20 protein-coding genes and 1 pseudogene are annotated in these 19,842 nt (G+C 70.6%); 8 read left to right on the top strand and 13 right to left on the bottom strand.

Annotated features, from left to right (window positions below):
- Positions 1-4: 4 nt before the first annotated feature.
- The gene (locus ABD901_RS03335; protein WP_345120963.1) at positions 5-499 is read left to right on the top strand and encodes a Rieske (2Fe-2S) protein; all 495 of its coding nucleotides are present in this window, start codon (positions 5-7) and stop codon (positions 497-499) included.
- Positions 500-873: 374 nt separating this feature from the next.
- Here the strand turns inward: ABD901_RS03335 and ABD901_RS03330 are convergent, their stop codons facing one another.
- Both ABD901_RS03330 and ABD901_RS03325 read right to left on the bottom strand, forming a co-directional pair.
- A complete protein-coding gene (locus ABD901_RS03330; RefSeq protein ID WP_345120961.1) occupies positions 874-3,339 on the bottom strand; it encodes an FtsX-like permease family protein in 2,466 nt (821 codons plus the stop codon).
- 266 nt (positions 3,340-3,605) lie between these two features.
- Positions 3,606-4,340, bottom strand: a pseudogene (locus ABD901_RS03325) (ABC transporter ATP-binding protein); the annotation flags it as partial.
- A 168-nt stretch (positions 4,341-4,508) separates the two neighbouring features.
- On the opposite strand from ABD901_RS03325, the gene ABD901_RS03320 reads away from it, so the two are divergent.
- Positions 4,509-6,329 carry a histidine kinase gene (locus ABD901_RS03320; RefSeq protein ID WP_345120958.1) on the top strand — a complete coding sequence of 607 codons (1,821 nt, stop codon included), beginning with the start codon at positions 4,509-4,511 and terminating at the stop codon, positions 6,327-6,329.
- Positions 6,330-6,609: 280 nt separating this feature from the next.
- Positions 6,610-7,272, top strand: coding sequence for a response regulator (locus ABD901_RS03315; RefSeq protein ID WP_345121158.1), 663 nt, complete (start codon positions 6,610-6,612; stop codon positions 7,270-7,272).
- Between the two features lie 461 nt (positions 7,273-7,733).
- Here the strand turns inward: ABD901_RS03315 and ABD901_RS03310 are convergent, their stop codons facing one another.
- From ABD901_RS03310 to ABD901_RS03300, 3 genes are read right to left on the bottom strand one after another with little or no spacing between them, the layout of a single operon-like run.
- Entirely contained in the window at positions 7,734-9,230 is a 1,497-nt protein-coding gene (locus tag ABD901_RS03310; RefSeq protein WP_345120956.1) for a sensor histidine kinase, read from the bottom strand.
- Positions 9,227-9,922, bottom strand: a complete 696-nt coding sequence (locus ABD901_RS03305) for a response regulator transcription factor (RefSeq protein WP_345120954.1) — start codon at positions 9,920-9,922, stop codon at positions 9,227-9,229. The genes ABD901_RS03310 and ABD901_RS03305 overlap by 4 nt, the downstream gene beginning before the upstream one ends.
- A gap of 32 nt (positions 9,923-9,954) precedes the next feature.
- Positions 9,955-10,947 (bottom strand): hypothetical protein, encoded by a 993-nt coding sequence (locus ABD901_RS03300; protein ID WP_345120952.1) that lies wholly within the window; start codon positions 10,945-10,947, stop codon positions 9,955-9,957.
- A 3-nt stretch (positions 10,948-10,950) separates the two neighbouring features.
- On the opposite strand from ABD901_RS03300, the gene ABD901_RS03295 reads away from it, so the two are divergent.
- The gene (locus tag ABD901_RS03295) at positions 10,951-11,268 is read left to right on the top strand and encodes a hypothetical protein (protein WP_345120950.1); all 318 of its coding nucleotides are present in this window, start codon (positions 10,951-10,953) and stop codon (positions 11,266-11,268) included.
- Here ABD901_RS03295 and ABD901_RS03290 read toward each other — a convergent pair.
- The 4 genes from ABD901_RS03290 to ABD901_RS03275 all read right to left on the bottom strand — a co-directional run bounded on the left by ABD901_RS03290 (position 11,262) and on the right by ABD901_RS03275 (position 13,941).
- The gene (locus ABD901_RS03290; RefSeq protein WP_345120948.1) at positions 11,262-11,411 is read right to left on the bottom strand and encodes a hypothetical protein; all 150 of its coding nucleotides are present in this window, start codon (positions 11,409-11,411) and stop codon (positions 11,262-11,264) included. The two genes, ABD901_RS03295 and ABD901_RS03290, sit on opposite strands and share 7 nt — an antisense overlap.
- Positions 11,412-11,448: 37 nt before the next feature.
- On the bottom strand, positions 11,449-11,730 hold the full coding sequence (locus ABD901_RS03285; protein ID WP_345120946.1) for a hypothetical protein: 282 nt from the start codon (positions 11,728-11,730) through the stop codon (positions 11,449-11,451).
- Positions 11,731-11,746: 16 nt separating this feature from the next.
- Positions 11,747-13,381: a sodium:solute symporter family protein gene (locus ABD901_RS03280; RefSeq protein WP_345121156.1), complete on the bottom strand. Its 1,635-nt coding sequence runs from the start codon at positions 13,379-13,381 to the stop codon at positions 11,747-11,749.
- Positions 13,382-13,578: 197 nt separating this feature from the next.
- Positions 13,579-13,941 carry a TraR/DksA family transcriptional regulator gene (locus ABD901_RS03275; protein ID WP_345120944.1) on the bottom strand — a complete coding sequence of 121 codons (363 nt, stop codon included), beginning with the start codon at positions 13,939-13,941 and terminating at the stop codon, positions 13,579-13,581.
- A 140-nt stretch (positions 13,942-14,081) separates the two neighbouring features.
- Between ABD901_RS03275 and ABD901_RS03270 the strand changes: the two genes are divergently transcribed.
- On the top strand, positions 14,082-14,453 hold the full coding sequence (locus tag ABD901_RS03270) for an ATP-binding protein (RefSeq protein ID WP_345120941.1): 372 nt from the start codon (positions 14,082-14,084) through the stop codon (positions 14,451-14,453).
- Here the strand turns inward: ABD901_RS03270 and ABD901_RS03265 are convergent.
- Entirely contained in the window at positions 14,450-14,791 is a 342-nt protein-coding gene (locus tag ABD901_RS03265; protein WP_345120939.1) for an STAS domain-containing protein, read from the bottom strand. The two genes, ABD901_RS03270 and ABD901_RS03265, sit on opposite strands and share 4 nt — an antisense overlap.
- A 146-nt stretch (positions 14,792-14,937) precedes the next feature.
- Between ABD901_RS03265 and ABD901_RS03260 the strand changes: the two genes are divergently transcribed.
- From ABD901_RS03260 to ABD901_RS03250, 3 genes are all read left to right on the top strand, one after another.
- Positions 14,938-15,135 carry a hypothetical protein gene (locus ABD901_RS03260; RefSeq protein WP_345120937.1) on the top strand — a complete coding sequence of 66 codons (198 nt, stop codon included), beginning with the start codon at positions 14,938-14,940 and terminating at the stop codon, positions 15,133-15,135.
- A gap of 53 nt (positions 15,136-15,188) precedes the next feature.
- Positions 15,189-16,139, top strand: coding sequence for a mechanosensitive ion channel family protein (locus ABD901_RS03255; protein WP_345120935.1), 951 nt, complete (start codon positions 15,189-15,191; stop codon positions 16,137-16,139).
- An 80-nt stretch (positions 16,140-16,219) separates the two neighbouring features.
- Positions 16,220-16,675: a MaoC family dehydratase gene (locus ABD901_RS03250; RefSeq protein WP_345120933.1), complete on the top strand. Its 456-nt coding sequence runs from the start codon at positions 16,220-16,222 to the stop codon at positions 16,673-16,675.
- 43 nt (positions 16,676-16,718) lie between these two features.
- On the opposite strand, the gene ABD901_RS03245 is transcribed toward ABD901_RS03250, so the two are convergent.
- Genes ABD901_RS03245 through fabG form a run of 3 tightly spaced genes read right to left on the bottom strand, consistent with a single transcriptional unit; the run spans position 16,719 to position 19,703 of the window.
- Positions 16,719-17,771: an acyl-CoA dehydrogenase family protein gene (locus ABD901_RS03245; RefSeq protein ID WP_345120931.1), complete on the bottom strand. Its 1,053-nt coding sequence runs from the start codon at positions 17,769-17,771 to the stop codon at positions 16,719-16,721.
- Positions 17,768-18,937, bottom strand: coding sequence for an acyl-CoA dehydrogenase family protein (locus tag ABD901_RS03240; protein WP_345120929.1), 1,170 nt, complete (start codon positions 18,935-18,937; stop codon positions 17,768-17,770). The genes ABD901_RS03245 and ABD901_RS03240 overlap by 4 nt, the downstream gene beginning before the upstream one ends.
- A 16-nt stretch (positions 18,938-18,953) precedes the next feature.
- Positions 18,954-19,703 (bottom strand): 3-oxoacyl-ACP reductase FabG, encoded by a 750-nt coding sequence (gene fabG, locus ABD901_RS03235; protein WP_380139876.1) that lies wholly within the window; start codon positions 19,701-19,703, stop codon positions 18,954-18,956.
- Between the last annotated feature and the right edge of the window lie 139 nt (positions 19,704-19,842).

Raw genomic sequence — 19,842 nt, 5'->3', positions numbered from 1 at the left:
AACCATGTGCACCCCCTCTCGACGGACCCTGCTGGCCGGCGCCGGCGCGATCGGTCTGACTACGGCCCTGACCGGATGCGCGGCCTACGGTGTCGACGCAGCAGCACCTCCGGCGCCCGACGCGGCCGGCAACGACAACCCCGCCAACGCGGGCGGAGCGGCCAGCGGCAGTGGCAACGATGACAACGCGGCCCAGGCGGGCAACGCCGCACCCGCCGGCTTCGCCCGAACCAACGACATCCCGGTAGGCGGCGGCAAGATCTTCGCCGACCAGAAGATCGTCGTCACCCAGCCCACGGCCGGCACCTTCCGCTGCTTCACCGCGGTCTGCACCCATGCCGGCTGCGTAGTCGGCGACGTCTCCGACGGCACCATCAACTGCCCCTGCCACGGCAGCAAGTTCAAGGTCGCCGACGGCTCGGTAGCCAACGGCCCCGCGAAGAAGCCCTTGTCCCAGATCAACATCAAGGTCAACGGCGACTCCATCTCCAAGGCTTAACTCCCACAGGGTCGACCGCCCGCCGACCGTCCACACAGGACGTGCGGCGGGCGATCGGCTGCCCGAACCCAGCACACCGCCCGTCGCCCCAGACACCCCGTCGCACCCCACGCCCCTGTGTCGCTCCAACACAGCCTGTCCACGCGCACCTCGACCTCCTCGCCCGCCACCGCCACCGCCCACCCAACGAACCTTCGCGCCGTCCGCCAGCCGCAACTCCGTCCACTCGAAGGGGCTCAACCACTGATTCACCGCCGAGGAGCGGGCGGCGATACAGGAGCGCGCCCAGGAGGTGCGCAAGAGCTCGATGGACACGTGGACGGCGCCGACCCGCCCGACGAACGACCGATGAGCGCACTGCACCTCGACAACGCTCATGACGGCATCCTGGCCGTGGGTGCGCGGAGCACTCGCCGAGTGGGCAGGGCCGCCGCGAGCAGCGCCAGCAAGAGGCAGAGCCCGACGGCCCCGCCGATCACCGACCACGGCACCACCAGCTCGACCGCCGCCCCGACCTGCTCGCTGAGCCCCGCCCTGATGCTCAGCAACGCCCCGAACGCCACCGCCCCGCCGAGCACCGCGCCGATCAGGACCACCAGCGCCGACTCCGCCGCGACGTACCCGACGACCTGCCGCCGCGTCGCCCCCGCCAACCGCACGACCCGCAGGTCGGCCGCCCGCCCCTCGGCCGCCATCAGCAGCGTGTTGGCGACCGCAACCGCCCCGTACCCGGCCGACACCCCGATCAGCATCAACGTGAACAACCACACGAGCCGGTCCTCGGCCGCATCCACCTCAGCCGCCCAGGTCGCCACGTCGATCACTCGCGCGCCGGACTCCGTAGCCGGCGCAAACCTCCCCGCATCGCCGCCGCGTAGGTACACGACCGACGTCAACGCCGACGGATCATGCCCGCGCACCGTCGCCCGCCCCAGCAGCAGATCGCCGGGAATCACCCCGTCGGCAACGACGGCAACCACTCGCAGCGAGACCCGCTCCCCGTCGGCGAACACGACCGGATACGTCTCCCCGACACCCCGCTGCGCTCCCTCGGCGACGGCGACAGCATCCTTGTCGGCCAGCCCGTCGAGCGCCCCCGCAACGACCTGCACCGCCCGGTTCGCACTGACGAAGGCGGCAGGATCGACCCCGACCCCGCTCAACGCTCGGACGCTGTTCTCCCCGGCCGTGTACAGCGTCGTCGGCAACAGTGCGGCCCCCGACACAACGGCGTCCCCTGAACCCGCACCCGGCACAGCCGCCGTGGCGGTCAGCGCGGCGTCGGACAGCCCAGGCGTGCGATCGGGAACAAGCACCCAGTCCGCATCGACATCGGCCACCCGACCCGCCGCGTACGCGGCCGTGCTCGTCCGCACCATGCCCGCGACCAGCACCGCAAACGCCACCGTCAGCAGCACAGGCGCGGCCGTGGACGCCGTCCGTCGCGACGCCGTCAGCGCGCCCTCGCGAACGAGCAGACCGATCGCGCCACCGCCCCTCTTCAACGGACTGCGACACAGACGCACGATCGGCGGCACCACCGCCGGCGCGAGCGCCACCACCCCCGTGACCAACGCCATCGCGCTGAGAAGCGCGAAATTCGCACCGTCCTGCGCATCGCTCGAGCCCGCAGTGGCGACGGCAAACCCAACGCCGATCGCCAGCACCACCCCACCAAGAATCCAACGCACCCGCCCCATCGCGCGCTGCTCGACGGCCGCCTCTCGCAGCGCCTCCAAGGGCCGAACCCGCGACGCACGCCGCGCAGCCGACCATGCCCCCAACAGCGCAACCACCGGTCCCACAAGGAGCGCGCCCACAATCGGCAACGGCGAGTACCGCACCGCATACGTCTCCGGCTCGAACCCGGCATCCACCAGCACCCACCCGACCGCCGGTGCCGTGGCCGCGCCCACAACAACGCCGACAACGCCGCCGACCGCCCCGACGAGCAGCGCCTCGCCGTACACCATCCGCCGCACCTGCCGCGGCGTCGCTCCGATCGCGCGGAGCAACCCCAGCTCCCGCCTGCGCTGCGCAACGCTGAACGCGAACGTCGAAGCCACGATGAACACGGTCACGAACCCGGCCAGCACCGCGACCCCGGTCAGCACCTGCATGCCGATCCACCGCGTTCGCGCGTCGTCCCGCGGCTCCAGGTCGCCCCGCGCGTCTCCGTCGAGCACTCGCCCGTCGGCCCCGACCACCGACCGCGCAGCCTGGGCCACCTGTTCGACGTAGGCCCCCGGTTGCAGCACCAGCCCGATCGCTCGCACGCCGGGCGCGAGCTCAGCAGCGACGTCATCCGCCACCAAGTACCCGGGCGCATCGACCAGCCCCGTCACCGTGTACGACGCCGGTCCCGAGGCCGTCAGCAGCGTCACCGGGTCGCCGGTCCGGAGCCCGAGCGCGCGGTCGACCACGACCTCGCCAGCATTCTCCGGCGGCACGCCCGCCGTCAGCTGCAGCCCACCCAGGCGGGCCGACGACCAGCCGTGCCCCTCGTACGTGTCCTGCCGCTGTCCCTCCACACCCGGCGGCCGCCCGTCGATCAGCGCCTGCATGTAGAAGGTGCGATCAGGAATGGCGGCGGCGACCCCCGGCAGACCCGCCAACCGAGCGCTCAGCTCCTCCGCCCGGGACGAGGACCACGGCCGCGCCGGTGTGAACGGATCCGCCGCCGATTGACTCTCCGGACCGCTCACCACGATCGCGGCCTCGGCGAGCCGGTCCGGAATCTTCGGTCGCCCTGACACGAGCAGCAGCAGGGCGAGCGCGACGAGCGCAACGCCGACAACTACTGCGACGAGCGCTCCGACGACTCGTCGAACGGTCAGCATGGGTCGTCCTCGATCTGTGGCCTGCGACCGGACGGCCGGTCCGTAGTGCCCGTCGCGCGTCGGTGCGTCGGACGCGATATGCCCGCCGCGGGCCCGGGCTCCAGACACGCTGCGCCCGCCATGCGTTCCGACCCCGGGCTCGCTTTGCGCCCGGGCTCCAGGCTCTCTGTACGACCGGACTCGGATCCTGCTGTGTGACCGGGCTCCAGGCTCGCGGAACGACCGGACTCCAGACTCGCGGTGCGACCGGACTCCAAGCTCTCTGTCTGACCGGACTCCAGGATCGCGGTGCGCGCGGCTATCTCCTCCGCGGTCAACGGGCCTTGAAGGTCCTCGACGATCCGTCCATCGGCGAGGAACACCACGCGGTCGGCGCGAGCGGCGGCGACCGGGTCGTGGGTCACCATCACGACGGTCTGTTGGTGCTCGTCGACGAGCGCCCGAAGCAGGTCGAGGATGTGCCGCGAGGTGACACTGTCCAGCGCGCCTGTCGGCTCGTCCGCGAAGACGACCGCCGGCCGGCTGATCAGCGCCCGCGCGACCGCCACGCGCTGCTGCTCGCCTCCGGACAACTCGCTGGGACGATGGCGGCGGCGTTCCCCGAGCCCGACCGCTTCGAGCGCGGCGACCACATCCGATACGGGCGGTCGGCGTCCTGCGAGCCGCATTGGCAAGGCGACGTTCTGCTCGGCGGTCAGCGACGACACCAGGTTGAACGCCTGGAAGACGAAGCCGATCCGGTCCCGGCGCAGACGCGTCAGGTCGTCCTCGGTCAGCTCGTCGAGCGCGACCCCGTCGACGGTGACGGAGCCGACCGCCGGTCGGTCGAGCCCGGCCGCGCAATGCAGCAGTGTCGACTTGCCGGAGCCGGAGGGCCCCATCACCGCGGCGAAGGTGCCGCGCTCGAACCCGACCGACACGTCGTCGAGCGCAACCAGCCGCCTGGCGCCCTCACCGTATGTGGCCCGGACGTTCTCCAGGACCACCGTCTGCGTCGTCATGGCTGAAACCATGCCGCGGGGCGCCGGGGTTGCGCATCGGACCAGGATGGTCACTTTCTGTTCGGACCAGGATGGTACAGCGGGCCTCCGGAGGCCCGTTCTTCATCCCTGGGTATGACGGCTCTCGGGCCGACGCGCAATCCACCCCTGCCCGCTACCGTCGACGCCATGGCCACTGCCCTGCTGACCAGGCGGCTCCGCCCGGTCGACCTCTATGCGATCGACGTCGTTGTGGCGTCGCTCGTCGCGCTGCTGTGTGTAACCGCAGCCGACGCGACGCCGCAGAGCGGTGGCCCGCACGAGCCCATCTGGCTTTCCGTCAGCACCGGTCTGGTGATCGGCCTACCGGTCGCCGTCCGGCGTCGCTGGCCCTACACGGTCGCGATCATCGTTTCGATCGCGAGCACGCTCGCCTTACTGACGGCGATCATCCCGACTTTCGCTTCTCTCGCGCCGGCGTGCGCGCTGGCGCTGGTGTCATACAGCCTCGGCACGGCCGCCCGGGACTGGAACGGCGGCGGCACCGCATTCGGCTGCGCAGCGCTGGTCAGCTTCGGCATGGCCTGGCCGACGTTCCTGCACCCGCAGGAAGCCCCGCCGTCGGATCCATACGTGTCACTCCTATCCGTTCTACTGGGCCTGCTCTTCGTCGTGCCCGCGTATGCCATCGGCTACAGCGTCGGCGAGCGGCGGCATCAGTCGCACCAACTCAGCGATCAGTTGGTGCGCCAGGCCGCCGTCGAGGAGCGACTCCGGGTCGCGCGGGAGCTCCACGACATCGTCGCGCACACGATGACGCTCATCGTGGTGAAGGCGTCGATCGGCAACCACGTCGCGGAGGCCGACCCGGCGGAGGCCCGCGACGCGCTCCGGGTCATCGAGACGACGGGCCGGTCGGCGATGTTCGAGGTTCGCCGGGTCCTGGACATGTTGCGGGAGGACACGCCATACGCGCCGACGCCAGGACTCGGCGACCTGTCGCACCTCGCCGAACAGGCGACAGTGGGCGGCGTCGAGGTGCAGCTCGAGGTCGAACACCCCGAGCGCGCCGCGACGCGTGAGCCACACCGCCTGGCCGCCGCTCTGGAACCCGACGGCGACCACGGCACGACGGGAACCGCCGACAGCAACGGCGACCACGGCACAACGGGAACCGCCGACCGCAACGGCGACCATGGCATGACGGGAACCGCCGACAGCGACGGCGACACCGCAGAGATCAGCGCACTCCATCGGCAACGCGCACGCCCGGACATGAGCGCCGCCGGAGAGGAATGTGAACAGCCCATCGTCGAACGCCCATTGAACGAGCAGACGTTGAGCAGCGCCGCGAACGACGAGCGTAGAGCGGGCGAGACGGGCAACCGGCACGCGACGGATCGCGCCGCGGTAGATCAGACAACCGGCGCCGGAGACAAAGAGACGGTGGACCAGCCGAGAAACGGCAGCAACGAGCACGCGGCAGGTTCAACAGGGGACACCGGAGACGGGCACACGATGGGTCTACCGGGGAGTGCTGGAGACGAGCGCACGGCGGGTGTAACAGGGGGCACCGGAAACGAACGGATCGTGGGTCAGGCGGGGAGCGCCGGAGATGAGCTCGGGGCGGGTAAAGCGCGAGGCGGCAAGGACCTGCGCGCGGTGGGCCATGCAGGGGACGTCTGGGACGAGCGCGGGGCGTGTGGAAGGGCAGAGGTTTCTGAGGCGGTGGGGCTGGCTGTGTACCGGATTGTGCAGGAGGCCCTCACCAACGTGGTCAAGCACGCGGCGCCAGCAAAGTGTCGGGTGCGGGTTGTGGTGGGGCGGGATGAGGTACGGGTCGAGGTGACCGATGACGGAAGCCGGTCGGTGCGCGTGAATGGGATCGGGCACGGGCTGATCGGGATGAGGGAGCGAGTGGCGATGCACGGGGGGACGTTCAGCGCCGGGCCCAGGGAGGGTGGTGGCTTCGGAGTGACCGCGAGGCTGCCGGTCGGGAGTCCAACATGATGCCGCCGGCTGCGTCGGCGAACGGCGGCGCCGCGTGTAGGAGTGCGCGTCCGGGAAACAACGCGCGGCACAGCGCTCGGCGGTCGGGAGCGGACGACGGCCGAGGGTCGAAAGCCGACGACGCCCGGCGGTGGGGAGCCAGCAACGTCCGACGGTTGGGAGCGGACGACGTCCGGCGAGGCGGCGAGGCACTGCCAGGAAGCGGTGTCAGGGCACGTGGCAAGGCGCTCCTGGATGGTTGTGGTTGGGGATGTGGGCGCGTGGTGGAGGGGTGGTGCGCGTGATTCGGGTGTTGATTGCGGACGATCAGGCGCTGCTGCGAGGGAGTTTTCGGGCGCTGGTCGATCTCAGTGGGGACTGCACCACCGTTGGGGAGGCCGGTACTGGGGAGGAGGCGGTTCGGCTCACTGCGCTTCGGCAGCCTGACGTGGTGCTCATGGATGTGCGGATGCCGGAGATGAACGGGATCGAGGCCACGCGCAGGATCTGCGGGGATCCGTCGCTAGAGGGCGCTCGTGTGTTGATGCTGACGACGTTTGATTTGGATGAGTACGTGTACGGGGCGTTGCGGGCGGGGGCGAGTGGGTTTCTGCTCAAGGACACGCCGCCGGTGGAGTTGCTCAATGCGGTTCGGGTGGTGGCCGGCGGGGAGGCGTTGTTGTCGCCGTCGGTTACTCGGCGGCTGATCTCTGAGTTTGTGCGGCGGCCGTATACGGCTCGGCCTGTGCCGCGGAGGCTTGATGGGGTTACCGATCGGGAGCGGGAGGTGCTCATGCTCATTGGGCTCGGGCTGTCCAATGGCGAGATTGTCGAGCATCTCGGGGTGAGTCTTGCGACGGTGAAGACGCACGTGGGGCGGATCCTGGCGAAGCTCGGCGTTCGGGATCGGGCGCAGTTGGTGATCGTGGCGTACGAGACGGGGCTGGTCGCTGTGAGCGAGTAAGAGCGCCCGATCAGCTGCTGTCTGCCAGCAATTGCCGGACGCTGTTCAGCCCGGTAGTGAAGGCTGTGCAGCGGCCTCCGTGCGGACCCAGAGCGGTGGTCGCTTCGTGTGGGTGCGCGGCGGGGCCGTTGTGGCACGAGCGCAGATTCACGCCGACTGTGCGCTGACAGCCACAACTAACCGGGAGTTGCGGGCGCCTTCGGCCGGCCCGACCCAAAGCAGTAAGCGTGGTCCGGGTCCCGGGTGCTTGCGGGGCCGTCTGCCGCCGGCGGGTCCGTCGTGGTCATCAGTCGGTGGTCCAGGCCATCCGCAGCCGAGAACCACACGCGTCAGGCATTTTGGCGGGCGCGCTGCAGAGGCCGAACCAGTGACCCCAAAGAGCAAGGCCGCCACCTCAGACCGCCGTGATCGCGCCGACTTGTCGGGCGCCACCCAAAGCGGATGGCAGCCGACAAAGAGGGCTACGGGGTGCGGAAAAGAGGGATGGAAACTCGGAAGGTGGCGCCTTCGTTCGGGGCCGTCTGCAGGGTTACCTTGCCGCCGTGGGCTGCCACCAAAGCGGCCACGATCGACAAGCCCAGGCCCGAACCGCCCAGAGCGCGCGTGCGGCTGGGGTCCGTGCGGTAGAAGCGCTCGAAGACTCGCTTGGCGTCCTCGGCCGTCATGCCGGGGCCGTTGTCGGAGACCTCGAGGATGGCGTTTGTGTTCTCGGTGCCGACGTACACCGTGATTTCCGTGCCGGGTGGGGTGTGGCTCAGGGCGTTCGAGAGGAGGTTCTGCAGGACCTGGCGTAGGCGGGTCTCGTCGCCGAGTACCACCGCGGGCTCCACGTCCTCGTCGTCGTCGTGGATGACGGTGCGCAGGCGTAGGCGGTGGTCGGTGGCGGTCACCCTGGCGTCGACCAAAGCGTCCGTTGCCAAGGAGAGGAGGTCCACCGGGGACTTCTCCAGAGGGCGCTGCTGGTCCATGCGGGCCAGGAGCAGGAGGTCGTCGACCAGTACGCCCATGCGTGTGGCGTGGCGTTCGATCCGGCCGATGTTCTCGTCGCCCTGGCCGGACTGGCGGTGGAGCTCGGCGAAGCCGCGGATCGTGGTGAGAGGGGTGCGGAGTTCGTGGGAGGCGTCGGCGATGAAGCGGCGCATGCGCTCCTCCGACGCTCGCGCGGCCTCCTCCGAAGTGCGGCGTTCGTCGAATGCGGTCTCGATCTGGCCCAGCATCGTGTTCAGGGCCTGGGACAGGCCGCCGACCTCGGTGCGGGAGTCGGCCTCGGGGACGCGGCGGCTCAGGTCGCCGGCCGCGATCGCCTCTGCCGTCTGTTCCACCTCGATCAGGGGGCGCAGGCTGGAGCGAACCAGGAGGTACGCGACCACGGCCAGGACCAGGAGCACGAAGCCGCCGATCGTGACGCTCGTCCAGACCTGGCGTGTGACGGTGGCGTCCACCTCGTCGAGGCTGATGCCGACCACCAACGCCACGGGCTGCTCGCCGCGATTGCGGCCGGGGCCGGGGGGCGTCATGACCTTCGTGACGGCGTACAGCACCCGCCACTGGTGGCCGTCGCCGCCGGTCGGCGAAACGGTGTCGTACGTGCCGTAGACCCTGTTGTCCAGCTGGGCGAGGCTGTCCAGGCCGTCGACCGTGGACGGCAGGGTGGGTGGCTCCTGGTCGGTGGCGTTGCGGCCGAAGTACAGGGTCGTCATGGCGCCGGTGTCGGCGTTGATGCAGGCGACGTAGAAGCCGTTGCGGGGCATCGGCTGGAGGCCGTGCTGCAAGTCGTTGCTCGCCGACGAGCAGTTCATGGCCGCGTCGCCCACCGAGCCCAGGAGCTGGGCGTCCACGCGTGTCAGCAAGTAGTCGCGGGTGCTGTAGACGCCCGCTGTGCCGGTCGTGACCAAGGCCGCCGCGAGCAGGACGAGCATGAGCACCACGAGCTTGACGCGGAGCGGCCAGGACTTCATGTGCGTGGCAGCCGCAGCGAGTAGCCCACGCCGCGCAGGGTCTGCAGCAGACGCGGATCGGAGGTGTCGATCTTCTTGCGCAGGTAGGAGACGTAGGACTCCACGACGCCCGCGTCGCCGCCGAAGTCGTACTGCCAGACGTGGTCCAGGATCTGGGCCTTGGACAGGACGCGGCCGGGGTTCGTCATGAAGTACCGCAGAAGCTTGAACTCCGTCGGGGACAGCTGGACCTCGTGGCCGGCCTTGAACACCTCGTGGGTGTCCTCGTCCAGCTCGATGTCGGCGAAGTTCAGGCGCGACGTCTGCGCGGAGGCGCCGCCGGCCGGGTCCGCGACGCGGCGCAGGACGGCCTGGATGCGGGCCAGGATCTCGGACAGGCTGAAGGGCTTGGTGACGTAGTCGTCGCCGCCCAGGGTGAGGCCCTTGATCTTGTCCTCGGTGGCGTCGCGCGCGGTCAGGAACAGCACGGGCACGCGGGTGCCCTCGCCGCGCAGCTTGCGCAGGACCTCGAAGCCGTCGAGCTCGGGCATCATGACGTCGAGCAGGATCATGTCGGGGCGGAAGCGCCGCGCCTCCTCCATCGCCTGGCGCCCGCTGGTGGCGCTCGCGACGTCGTAGCCGTGGTACTTCAGGCTCGCGGACAGCAGTTCGACGATGTCCGGCTCGTCGTCGACCACAAGCAGCCGCGTCATGATTCGCTCCAAATAACGTCAGAATTCCCTCGTCATGTAGAGACTGCCGCCGGTTCCTGACGCTCGGATGCGGTTTGCCTGAAAACCAGCTGTGAACTGGCTGCGCCGGATGGCAGCAACAGCGCCAGCAGCACGGGGAACTCGAGATAGGCGTGGTAGGAGGCGAACGCGCCGTACAGCGCGCGGCCGGAGGCGTAGTCGATCACGAACAGCACGGCCAGCGCGGCGCCGAGGCCGCCGCCCAGGGCCCAGGCGCGCCGGCCGGTCAGCCAGGGCGCGCGGCGCTCGAAGGCACGTGCGGCGTCGGGGGCGTGGCGCGGTAGGAAGTACACCCAGACGAAATAGTGCATCGTCTGCAAGAAGGCGAAAACGACCAGGAAACGGGCGCCGATGATGGTGGACGAGCCGGGCGGGGCGCTCGCCGCGACGATCCGGCCGGGGTCGCCCGCGAAGGCGGCAACCGTCGACGCCGGCACGCCGCCGAGCGCGAAGTCGGCCGCGCCCAGCAGCACCAGCGCCGGCACGATCAGCACCCATGCGACCTGCGTCCAGCGGAACACGGCCGGCCGCGGCAGCCGCCCCGCAAACTCCCACAAGAAGAACAACGGCACGACATTGTGCAAATGCGCCAAAACCACGAAATGGTACCCCGGGAAGGCCAACGACACCGCCGCCGCCAACACGAGCACACTCGCCGCCAAGCCCAACGGCCAGCCTCGCAATGCGTAGGCGCAACCGGCCGCGAGGACCGCATAGCCGACGAGGATCTCCGCGTAGCGGGCCGGCTCGCCGACGAACATGGCCGCGAGGCGGCAGAGCACGATCGCGCTGATCAGCCCGAACAGCACCAAGAGGAACCGGCCGCGCAGGACGGCACCGAAGCGTCCGGCCACGTAGCGCAGCTCGAGCACGTTGTGCAGCACCCCGAACGCGATCAGCCCCAGCACGGTGGTGGCCAGCGGCACGCGCAGCGCCACCGAGAGCGCGGCGACCGCCGCCAGGGCGAAGAGCAGGCTTATCTTCATCGCGTGCTCCGCGCGCTGCTGCTGACGCTGGCGGTCGAGGTCCCGCTGTACACGGCGGCCCTGACCCTGCTGCGGCTGGCGGGCGCGTGGCGGGCCGCCGCGCTCGCGGTGCTGGTCAACCTGGTGACCCACCCGGCGCTGTGGCTGTTCCTCGCGCCGCACCCGAGCGCCGCCCGCCTGTGGTCGGCCGAGGCGGTCGCAACGGCCATCGAGGCGGCTATCCTGATAAAGGCGATAAATCGGGACAAAACCGTGCTAGCGGTCATCGCCGTGGGCGCGAATGCGAGCTCGCTGGCCATCGGACTGCTCGCGGCTCAGTAGCGGCTGTTCTTCGTCCGGCGCACCAGCCAGACGATCAGCACGACGAGCGCGGCCACGAAGACGAGGCAGCCCAGCGCCAGGACGACGGCCGTACCCGCCATGAACGACGGCGAAGGCGCCGCATCCGCCAGCACGAATTCCATGCCGGAGAGTGTGCGGCGCCCTGGCCGGTTTGCATATCTACTCGTGGACTCGATTCGCTGGCGGAATGTCCGATGGCTCGGGCGGCTCGGCCGGACGCACCCACTGCCAGAGCAGGAACAGCAGCCCGAGCGCGAGCATGCCGAGCCCGATCCAGAGGTTGATCCGCACGCCGGCGGCCTTGGCGATCTCGGCCGGGGAGTCGAAGATGCCGACGATCGTGACCACCACGCCGTACACCGTGAACAGCCCGCCGATGACCCGCCGGACGTCGAAGAGCCGCGCCGCGCGGGCGGTGTCGATCTTGCCCTCGTCGCTCATCGCTCAAACACCCCTCTCACAGGACCGGCAGGTAGAACAGGACGGCCAGCAGCAGCGCCACTGAGCCGAGCAGCACCGGCGAGCGGTACCAGGCCGTATCGCCCGCGATGGCGTCGGCGCGCAGGTCGTGGCGGCCCACGCCGTACACGAGGCCGTCGAGCTCGGCGTCGGGCTTCGGCCGCGTGAGCGGCGTGACGATGACGGTGACGATGGCGACCACCACGAACGCGATGCCCGCGCCCCAGAACGACTCGTCCAGGTCGGAGCCAAAGGTGAACCAGCCGAACCACTTGTAGCCGACGTAGACGATGAGTGCGGCCACGGTGCCGCAGAGCAGTCCCCAGAAGCCGGCCCAGGCGCTCATCCGCTTCCAGAACATGCCGATGATGAACGCGGCGAAGAGCGGGGCGTTGAACAGCGAGAACAGCGCCTGGATGTAGTCCATGATGTTGCTGTAGCCGGCCGCGATGAACGCGGTGCCGATGCCGACGACGACACCGACGACGGTGATGAGCCGCCCGACCTTGAGGTAATAGCCGTCGGGATGGTCCTTGGCGACGTACTCCTGCCAGATGTCGTACGTGAACACGGTGTTGAACCCGGACACGTTGGCCGCCATGCCGGCCATGAACGACGCGAGGAGCCCGGTGACGGCGATGCCGAGCACGCCGTTGGGCAGGAACTCGCGCATGAGCAGCGGGATGGCGTTGTTGTACTGCAGGTCGCCCGAGTTGGCGCCGAGCCCCTTCACGGTCACCAGGGCGACCAGGCCGGGGATCACGGTGACGAAGGGGATCACGAGCTTCGGGTAGGCGGCGATGATCGGCGTGCGGCGGGCCGCGCTCATGTTGCGGGCCGACAGGCCGCGCTGGACCTCGGCGAAGTTCGTGGTCCAGTAGCCGAAGGAGAGCACGAACCCGAGGCCGAAGACGATGCCCCACCAGGACGCGCCGAGCGGGTTGTCGCTGCCGGCGGTGCCCTGCCACGCGTGCAGGCCGGCGTCGCCGAGCTTGGTCTGGCGCACGGCGTCGAACAGGCCGCTGAAGCCGCCGACCTTGACCAGGCCGATGATCGCGATCGGCAGTAGGCCGGCGATGATCACGAAGAACTGCAGGACCTCGTTGTAGATCGCGCTGGACAGGCCACCGAGGGTGATGTACGCCAGCACGATCGCGGCGCCGAGCACGATCGCGGTCCACAGCGGCCAGCCGAGCAGGGCCTGCATGATCAGGGCGAGGGCATAGAGGTTGACGCCCGCGATGAGCACCTGGGCCAGCGCGAAGGACAGCGCGTTGAGCAGGTGCGCGGGGCGGTTGAAGCGCCTGCGCATGTACTCGGGGACGCTGCGGACCTTCGAGCCGTAGTAGAACGGCATCATCACGATGCCGAGGAAGACCATGGCCGGCACGGCGCCGATCCAGTAGTAGTGGACCGTCATGATCCCGTACTTGGCGCCGTTGGCCGCCATGCCCAGGATCTCGAGGGCGCCCAGATTGGCCGAGATGAACGCGAGGCCGGTCACCCAGGCCGGCAGCGAGCGGCCGGACAGGAAGAAGTCCACGCTGTTGCGGATCGATCGGCGAGCGGCGAGGCCCACCCCAAGAACGGTGATGAAGTAGAGCGCCAGCAGGACGTAGTCCAATGCGTCCATCTGCAGGCGCAGCCCATCGGCGAGAGTCTGCACCCGTCCTCCCCCTTCGCCGGTACGGAGGCCCCGGAACGAGCGGAGCCCCAGGCACCTACCCCGAAAAGGGTCGGGATCAAACCATCACGGTCAACTCGTGCGGCAGGACGATCGCGGTCGGGCGCTGCGGCGCATCGCTCAGCGCCGCCCAGCACGCCCTCGACCTAGTAGCGCGACTCGCTGCGGCTCTTGCACCCGACGCAGAGCGTGACTGACGGGAACGCCGCCAGGCGCGCGACCGGGATCTCGTCGCCGCAGTTCTCGCAGGTGCCGTAGTGCCCGGCCTCGAGCCGCTCCAGCGCGCGCTCGACCTGCTCGACCCGGGTGCGGATCGACACCGCGAGCGCGAACTCCTGCTCACGGTTGAATGCCTTGGTACCGAGGTCGGCGACGTCGTCGCCCGAGTCCGCGACGCCGGCGAGGGTCATCTCGGCGACCGCGGTGGAGTACTCCGCCTCGAGCTCCTTCAGCCGCACGTGCAGCGCGGCACGGATGTCCTCGGTACGGGTCTCTGGGTGGACGAGCATGTGTTAGGCCCCCCGGTAACGGAAAATATTGGCTCCCGTTGTGCCCAGCGCAATGCCGGCACAAACCTGTGAATTTGCCGCCCGGCGCGGGTAACGGATCCGACTGTTATTTGCCGACCGCACAGGGCACCATGAATGTCGTGGAGGGGGACTCGATCGAGGTCGACGTGGTGGAAGGCCACGCCCGTCAGGCGCGTCGAGTGATCACCCAGACGGTCGAGGCCTGGGGGCTGCCACACCTCACCCGCGGCGCGGTCATGGTCGGGCACGAGCTGGTCGCCAACGCGCTGCGACACGGGCTGCCGCCGGCCGTCATGCGGCTGCTGCGCCGCGGCGACGCGGTCGTCATCGAGATCGACGACGCCAGCGAGCAGGTGCCGCACATCGCCGTGATCGACAACTCGACGAGCACGTCGGGCCGGGGCATGTACATCGTCAGCAAGCTCGCCCGCGCCTGGGGCGTGCGCCCGCACCAGGGCGGCAAGACCGTCTGGGCCGAGATCGCGTTCTAGCTGATCGCGGGCTCGTTGGTGATCGGCAGGATCTGGTCCAGGCCGGTGATCTCCAGCGTCACCCGCACGTCCTCGTTGGGGTGCGCCACGCTCAGGGTCGCGCCCGCGTTCTTCGCCCGCCGCCAGCAGCCGACCAGCGTGCCGAGGCCGCTCGAGTCGATGAACAGCAGCTCGCCGAGGTCCACGACGATCTCCCGGGCGCCCGTCCCGAGCTGCTCGACCACCGCCGCGAGCAGGGCCGGGGCCGTGTCGAGGTCCAGCTCCCCGCTCAGCGAGAACTGCGCCCGGGCGCCGCACCGGCTGGTCTGCAGCCGCCAGGTCGGCTCGTCGTCGGCCACGGCGCTTTCCTCCTGACTCGCGGATCAAACATCGTGGTCTCCGCGGGCGGCCTGCTTCAAACGCTCAGGGCCGCATGGAACGCCACCGGTCACAGGTTTGGTCAGGTCAGGGGTGATAACCACCCGCGCGGGGGTATCACCAAACCATGACCGAGTCTGAGCCGGCCGGCGTGCGCGGCGGCACCATCGGCGGCGCCGAGCCGTTCCCCGGTTTCGACCCCGATGACCTCGGGGACTTCGCCTACGAGCACTGCAGCGTGACGCTCGCCGGACAGCTGGCCGGCGGCCCGGAGCACGCGCGCGAGCCGGAGAGCCCGCACGGCCTGGCCGGCATGGACGAGTAGTTACGACCCGAAAGGGGCAATTCCCGGGGTACCAAACCTGGGAGGAGGCCCCGATGGGTGCTGTCCGCGACGCGCTCGGCGACATCGTCCGCTTCGTGCCGTCGTTCCTGCTGTTCCTCGTGATCCTGCTGGCCGGCTGGCTCGTCGCCGTCCTGGTCCGCACCGCCGTGCACAAGCTGCTCGGCCGGGTCGGGTTCCATCGCCTCGCCGAGCGCGGCGGGGTCGGGCGGGCGCTCGCGCACGGCCGGTTCGACGCGAGCGACCTGCTGGCCAAGCTGGTCTACTACGCGATCCTGCTGTTCACGCTGCAGATCGCCTTCGGCGTCTGGGGCCCCAACCCGGTCTCCGCCCTCATCGACGGGATCGTCGGCTGGCTGCCGCGGGCCGCCGTCGCGGTCGTCATCGTGGTGGTCGCCGCGGCCATCGCCGCCGGGGTGCGCGACTTGGCCGCCGGCGCGCTCGACGGGCTGTCCTACGGCCGGGCGGTCGCGGCGCTGGGGTACTGGTTCATCCTCGGCCTGGGCATCGTCGCCGCGCTCAACCAGATCGGCATCGCCACCACCGTCACCACGCCGGTGCTCATCGCCGTGCTCGCCACCGTCGCCGGCATCCTCATCGTGGGCGTCGGCGGTGGCCTGGTCCGCCCGATGCAGCAGCGCTGGGAGGGCTGGCTGGGCCGCCTCGAGCAGGAGGCGCCGGAGGTCTCGGCCCGGGTGCGCGAGGCGGCCGAGGCGCGCCGCGCGGAGGCCGAGCGGCGCCGGGCCGAGGAGGCGGCCCAGGCGGCCGAGGAGGCGCGCCGGGTCGAGGAGGCGCGCGCTGCGGAGGAGGCCCGCCGGGCCGAGGAGGCGCGCCGGGCGGCCGCGGTGCGGTCGGTGCCCCCGCCGCCGAGCCCGATCCCGGGGATGATGGAGGCCCCGACGATGGTCGTGCCGCCGCCGCGGCAGGCCGGCAGCGACGACACCGTCGTGATCAATCCGCCGCCCGAAGACGACCGCGGTCGCTGAAAACGGCACCCGTTCGCCACTTCCTCACAAACGCGACCGGCCCCTTGCACCGGGGGGCCGGTCGCCCGAGGATCGAGGTCATGCGGACGTTTGCGAGTGCCGGCGAAGTGCTGGCCGCGGTCGGTGAGCACCTCGGCTACAGCGACTGGCAGGAGATCGCGCAGGAGCGCGTCGACCTCTTCGCCGACGCGACCGGCGACCACCAGTGGATCCACGTGGACCCCGAGCGCGCGAAGGCCGGGCCGTTCGGCACGACGATCGCGCACGGCTTCCTCACGCTGTCGCTCCTGCCGACGCTGGTTTCGCAGGTGTACCGCGTGGACGGCGTCCGCATGGGCATCAACTACGGCCTGGACAAGGTCCGCTTCCCCGCACCGCTGCCGACCGGCTCGAAGGTGCGCGTGGGCGTGGAGCTGCTCGTCGCCGACGACCTGGGCGACGGCTGGCTGCAGCTGAAGAACCGCGCGACGATCCAGCGGGAGGGCCACGACAAGCCGGTGTGCGTTGCCGAGACCCTGACCCGCCTGCTCGTCTGAGCTGTTTCACCAGCTCGCTGCGACTGCGCCCGGTTCCAGCGGCCTATCCGGGCAGGTTCACCAGATTCGCCAGCAGCGCCCGGTGCCGGGTCGCCGACCCGAGGGCGGCGGCGTTGGCCCGGGCGCGCTTGAGGTACCAGTGCGCCGGATGCTCCCAGGTGAAGCCGATGCCGCCGTGCAGCTGCACGCACTCCTCGGCCGCCTTGACCGCCACCGGCGAGCAGAACGCCTGCGCCAGCGAAGCGGCCACGGCCAGGTCCTCGTCGTCGCCCGCGAGGCAGTCCGCCGCGTAGCGCGCGACCGCCCGCGCCTGCGTGACCTGCACCCACAGGTCGGCGAGCCGGTGCTTGATCGCCTGGTACGACCCGATCGGCCGGGCGAACTGCCGCCGCGTCTTCGCGTAGTCGACGGTGGTGGCGAGGCACCACTCGGCGATGCCGAGCTGCTCGGAGGCGAGCATCGCGGCCCCCGACAGCAGGGCCTTGGCGACCCGCTCCCCCGCGTTCTCGGCGACGAGCCGCCCCGGCGCCTGCCGCAGCGCGAGGTCGGCGACGGGCCGGGTGAGGTCGAGCGAGACCACGGCCGTGCGCCGCACGTCGTTCTGCTCCACCGCGAAGAGGCCGGCCGCGGTCGGCACCAGGAACACGTCAGCCGTCAGCGCGTCGGCCACCGTGGTCACCTCACCGTCGAGCACACCGTCGCGCGCCTCGACGGTCCACCGGGGAGCATCCGATGTGGACAGTGGGATCGCGAGGGTCGCCGTGCGGGCGCCGGAGGCGAGCTCCGCGAGCAGCGGGTCGCCGAGCGGCAGTGCGGCCGTGGCGAGGACGGCGCTGCCGAGGAAGGGCACCGGCGCGACCGTCCGGCCGAGCTCCTCCATCACCACGGCGGCCTCGCGCCAGGAGGCGCCCGCGCCGCCGGCGGACTCGGGCACGGGCAGGCCGGCGAAGCCCAGGTCCGCGGCGAGGGTGCGCCACAGCTTCATGTCGACGGGCTCGGGCCCCTCGAGGCGGCTCAGGTCGACGCGATCCTGCAGGAGCGAGCGCACCGACGAGCGCAGCTCCTCCTCGACCTCCGAGTACAGAAGATCGGTCACTTCGGCACGTCCTTCCACGCCACGTCCTTGTCGGCCCGCTGCTCCTGCGGCAGGCCCAGCACCCGCTCGGCCACGATGTTGCGCAGGATCTCCGAGGTGCCGCCCTCGATCGAGTTGCCCTTGGCCCGCAGGTAGCGGTACCCGGCGGTCCGGCCGGCGAAGTCGACCATGCTCGGGCGGCGCATCGTCCACTCGTCGTGGCGCAGCCCCTCCTCGCCGAGCAGGTCCAGCTCGAGCGCGGAGATCTCCTGGTTGAGCCGGGCGAAGAGCAGCTTCGAGGCCGAGCCCTCCGGCCCGGGCTGGCCGGCGGCGAGCTGCTGGCGCAGCCGCACCCCGGTCAGGCGGGCCGCCTCGGCGTCGACCCACAGCCGCAGCAGCGCGTCGTGCAGGCCCGGCGAGCGCAGCTCCGGGCGCTCGCGCCACAGGTCGGTGACGATGCCGATCGTGCCGCCCTCGCGCGGCACGGCCTGGCCGCCGATGGAGACCCGCTCGTTCATGAGCGTGGTCTGTGCGACGGCCCATCCCTCGCCGACCGCGCCCAGCCGGTCGGCGTCCGGGATGCGCACGCCGGTGAGGAAGACCTCGTTGAACTCCGCCTCGCCGGTGATCTGGCGCAGCGGGCGTACCTCCACCCCGGGCGCCGTCATGTCCAGCACGAAGTAGGTCATCCCCTGGTGCTTGGGCACGGCCGGGTCGGTGCGCGCGATGAGGATCGCCCAGCGGGCCTCGTGCGCCATCGACGTCCAGACCTTCTGCCCGTCGACCACCCAGTCGTCGCCGTCGCGCACCGCGCGGGTGGCCAGACCGGCGAGGTCGGAGCCGGCGCCGGGCTCGCTGAAGAGCTGGCACCACACCTCCTCGCCGGTCCACAGGGGGCGCAGCCAGCGGTCGCGCTGCTCGTCGGTGCCGTGCCGCAGGATCGTGGGCGCGGCCATGCCCAGGCCGATGCCGATGCGGCGCGGGTTGTTGTCGGACGCGCCGGCCTCGGCGAAGACCTGGTCCACCGGGGGCTGCTCGGCCCGCGGCCGGCCGAGGCCACCGAGCCCGGGCGGGTACTGCACCCAGGCCAGCCCGGCGTCGAAGCGCGCCCGCAGGAAGTCCAGCGGCTCCATGTCGGCCGGGTCATGCCCGGCCAGGAACTCGCGGGCGAGGTCGGCTGTGCTCACCGAAACGTTCTCCTCTTTAGTCGAGTGGCCCGCCGGCCACGTAGATGACCTGGCCGGACACGAACCCGGCGCCGTCGCTGACCAGGAACGAGATCGTGTGCGCGACGTCGTCGGGGCGGCCCACCCGGCGCACCGGGATCTGCTCGGCGGCACCCTTCTGGAACGTCTCGAAGTCGACCTTCATGCGGGCCGCGGTCGCCGCCGTCATCTCGGTGGCGATGAACCCGGGCGCCACCGCGTTGGCCGTCACGCCGAACGGCCCCAGCTCGATCGCGAGCGTCTTGGTGAAGCCCTGCAGGCCGGCCTTCGCCGCGGAGTAGTTCGCCTGGCCGCGGTTGCCCAGCGCCGAGGACGAGGACAGGTTCACGATCCGGCCGAACTTCGCGGCGGTCATGTGCGCCTGCGCGGCCCGGCTCATGAGGAACGCGCCGCGCAGGTGCACGCCGATGACCGTGTCCCAGTCGCCGTCGGTCATCTTGAACAGCAGGTTGTCGCGGATCACGCCGGCGTTGTTGACCAGCACGACCGGCGGGCCGAGCTCCGCGGCGACCCGGTCGACGGCGGCGGTGACCTGCTCGGCGTCGGCGACGTCGGCGCCCACGGCGAGCGCACGCCCGCCGGCGGCGTTGATCTGCTCCACGGTGCCCTTGCAGGCGTTCTCGTCCAGGTCCAGTACGGCGACGGCGTGCCCGTCGGCGGCGAGGCGCACGGCGGTGGCCGCCCCGATGCCGCGTGCGGCGCCGGTCACGATGGCCACGCGGTCCAAGTCAGTGTTCGTCACGGCTCCGATCCTCGCGCGTGAGACACGGTCCCGAGAAGTGTGCACTAAGAGTGCATCTTGTTCCGGCGCCGGTCAACCCGGCAATGTCGGTAGTTCCGCGATCGACATTGCCGACATTTCGCAT

The organism is Dactylosporangium darangshiense (genome assembly GCF_039537565.1).
In the GTDB taxonomy this organism is placed as follows: Bacteria; Actinomycetota; Actinomycetes; order Mycobacteriales; family Micromonosporaceae; genus Dactylosporangium; species Dactylosporangium darangshiense.
This window is presented reverse-complemented; position numbering and strand designations above follow the sequence as displayed.

Coding starts and splice junctions, on each gene's coding strand:
- ABD901_RS03335 (WP_345120963.1), top strand. CDS start 5: ATGTGCACCCCCTCTCGACGGACCCTGCTGGCCGGCGCCGGCGCGATC.
- ABD901_RS03330 (WP_345120961.1), bottom strand. CDS start 3,339: ATGCTGACCGTTCGACGAGTCGTCGGAGCGCTCGTCGCAGTAGTTGTC.
- ABD901_RS03320 (WP_345120958.1), top strand. CDS start 4,509: ATGGCCACTGCCCTGCTGACCAGGCGGCTCCGCCCGGTCGACCTCTAT.
- ABD901_RS03310 (WP_345120956.1), bottom strand. CDS start 9,230: ATGAAGTCCTGGCCGCTCCGCGTCAAGCTCGTGGTGCTCATGCTCGTC.
- ABD901_RS03305 (WP_345120954.1), bottom strand. CDS start 9,922: ATGACGCGGCTGCTTGTGGTCGACGACGAGCCGGACATCGTCGAACTG.
- ABD901_RS03300 (WP_345120952.1), bottom strand. CDS start 10,947: ATGAAGATAAGCCTGCTCTTCGCCCTGGCGGCGGTCGCCGCGCTCTCG.
- ABD901_RS03290 (WP_345120948.1), bottom strand. CDS start 11,411: ATGGAATTCGTGCTGGCGGATGCGGCGCCTTCGCCGTCGTTCATGGCG.
- ABD901_RS03285 (WP_345120946.1), bottom strand. CDS start 11,730: ATGAGCGACGAGGGCAAGATCGACACCGCCCGCGCGGCGCGGCTCTTC.
- ABD901_RS03280 (WP_345121156.1), bottom strand. CDS start 13,381: ATGGACGCATTGGACTACGTCCTGCTGGCGCTCTACTTCATCACCGTT.
- ABD901_RS03275 (WP_345120944.1), bottom strand. CDS start 13,941: ATGCTCGTCCACCCAGAGACCCGTACCGAGGACATCCGTGCCGCGCTG.
- ABD901_RS03260 (WP_345120937.1), top strand. CDS start 14,938: ATGACCGAGTCTGAGCCGGCCGGCGTGCGCGGCGGCACCATCGGCGGC.
- ABD901_RS03255 (WP_345120935.1), top strand. CDS start 15,189: ATGGGTGCTGTCCGCGACGCGCTCGGCGACATCGTCCGCTTCGTGCCG.
- ABD901_RS03250 (WP_345120933.1), top strand. CDS start 16,220: ATGCGGACGTTTGCGAGTGCCGGCGAAGTGCTGGCCGCGGTCGGTGAG.